The following is a 1972-nucleotide window of genomic DNA, read 5'->3' as shown; positions in this document are numbered from 1 at the left end:
CCTGCTGGCGCCCATGGCCTCGATGCTGGCGTCGCGCACGCGCACCGACCGTCTGGTCCTGTCGGGGGCCGCCACACAGTCGGCCCTCGATTCGCTGTCGGCGCGCCTGGACGAAGGGCGCGAGATCTCGCGCTACATGACCGGGCTGCTGATCTTCCTGGGCCTGCTGGGCACGTTCTACGGCCTGCTGCTGACGGTGGGGTCGATCGCCGATGTGATCGGCGGCATGTCGGCGGGCTCGGGCGACATGGGCGTCATGTTCGATCAGCTCAAGAGCGGTCTCGCCCGCCCGCTGCACGGCATGGGCACGGCCTTCTCGGGCTCCATGTTCGGTCTGGCCAGCGCGCTGGTGCTCGGCTTCCTCGACCTGACGGCCGGGCAGGCGCAGAACCGCTTCTTCAATAACCTCGAGGAATGGCTCGCCGGCATCACCCGTTTCTCGGGCGCGGTCAGCATCGACGGCGCCGACGGCTCGGTGCCCGCCTATGTGCAGGCGCTGCTCGAACAGACGGCCGAGAACCTCGAGTCCCTCCAGACCGTCATCACGCGCGGTGAAGACGGCCGCGTGCGTCAGCAGGCCGTGCTCGCCAGCCTGGACGAGCGCCTCGGCGCCATGAACGAAATGCTGCGCGCCAACCAGCAGCTGATGCTGCGTCTGGCCGAGGGACAGGCCGCCCTGTTGCCGTTCCTCAAGCAGGTCGGCGATGCGGGCACCCCCGGATCGGCCACGTTCGAGGACAACCGGGCCATGCGCGACCACCTGCGCGGGATCGAGACCCTGCTGGGACGCCTGCTGAACGACGGCACGCAGGCCCGCGCGCAGGCCACCGCAGACATCCGCAACGACCTGCGCGTGCTGGCCCGCACCATCGCGGCCAGCGCGCCCGCGTCGGGCGGCAACCACACCGGCACCCCGGGACCGCGCTGAGATGGCGCGCCGTCGCCGCTTCACCCATGGCGGGCTGGATGTCTGGCCCGGGTATGTGGACGCGCTGTCCACCCTACTGATGGTGGTGACGTTCGTGTTGCTGGTCTTTGTGCTGGGGCAGGCGTTCCTGTCCGTGTCGCTCGACCGGCGACAACACACGCTCGACCAGTTGCAGCACCAGATGGCCGAACTGACCCGCATGCTCGCACTCGAACGCGGGCACGAGCACACGCTCGAGTTGACGGTCGCCTCGATCACGGCCGAGCGCGACAAGACGCAGGCGGCGCTGAAGACGCTGGGCGCACAGCTTGACCAGCGCAACCAGGATCTGGGCGAGCAGGCCGCCAACAGCCGCGCGGACGAGGACGAGATCGCCCGCCTCAACGATCAGATGATCCAGCTGAACCAGCAGCTTGCCGCTGTGGTACAGACCCTCGACATCGCGCAGAAGGACGTCAAGGGCCGGGACGCGCAGATCAGCGATCTGGGCAACCGCCTCAACATTGCTCTGGCCGACCGGGTCGAGCAGTTGAAGAAATACCGCTCCGAGTTCTTCGGCCGCCTGCGCGATATCCTGCATGACGAAAAAGGCGTGCAGGTGGTCGGCGACCGCTTCGTCTTCCAGAGCGAGGTTCTGTTCCCGCAAGGCAGCGCCGACCTGTCGCCCGCGGGGCAGGCCGCGATCCAGAAGCTTGCCCACACCCTCAAGCAGGTGGCGACCCAGATCCCGGCGGATCTGCCCTGGATCCTGCGCGTCGACGGCCACGCCGACCGCACACCGATTCACGGCGCGTTCGCGTCGAACTGGGAGCTGTCGAGCGCGCGCGCGATCACCGTGGTCAAGGTGCTGATCGGCGCCGGGATCGACCCCCGACATCTGGCCGCCACAGGCTTTGCCGACTATCAGCCGCTCGATACCGCCCAGACACCCGCCGCTTTCGCCCGCAACCGTCGTATCGAATTCCGCCTGACCGACCGCTGAACGACCGCGGCGGACGCGCCCCCCCGGTTGCGGCCGCCGCCGGCGCGGGCCTGACCTGTGGC

General features: G+C 68.8%; 2 protein-coding genes. Both read left to right on the top strand.

All coding sequences use genetic code 11. From position 1 onward, the window contains the following. On the top strand, window positions 1-928 hold a 928-nt coding region (locus HUK82_RS16225), incomplete at its 5' end, for a flagellar motor protein MotA (protein WP_176614910.1). A 1-nt stretch (window position 929) separates the two neighbouring features. Next, window positions 930-1910 carry a peptidoglycan -binding protein gene (locus HUK82_RS16220; protein ID WP_176614909.1) on the top strand — a complete coding sequence of 327 codons (981 nt, stop codon included), beginning with the start codon at window positions 930-932 and terminating at the stop codon, window positions 1908-1910. Window positions 1911-1972: the final 62 nt, after the last annotated feature.

It is taken from the genome of Ameyamaea chiangmaiensis (genome assembly GCF_013376175.1).
In the GTDB taxonomy this organism is placed as follows: domain Bacteria; phylum Pseudomonadota; class Alphaproteobacteria; order Acetobacterales; family Acetobacteraceae; genus Ameyamaea; species Ameyamaea chiangmaiensis.
Note: the sequence above shows the minus strand (reverse complement) of the source record. Positions and strands in the feature narration are given on the sequence as shown.

Coding starts and splice junctions, on each gene's coding strand:
- HUK82_RS16220 (WP_176614909.1), top strand. CDS start 930: ATGGCGCGCCGTCGCCGCTTCACCCATGGCGGGCTGGATGTCTGGCCC.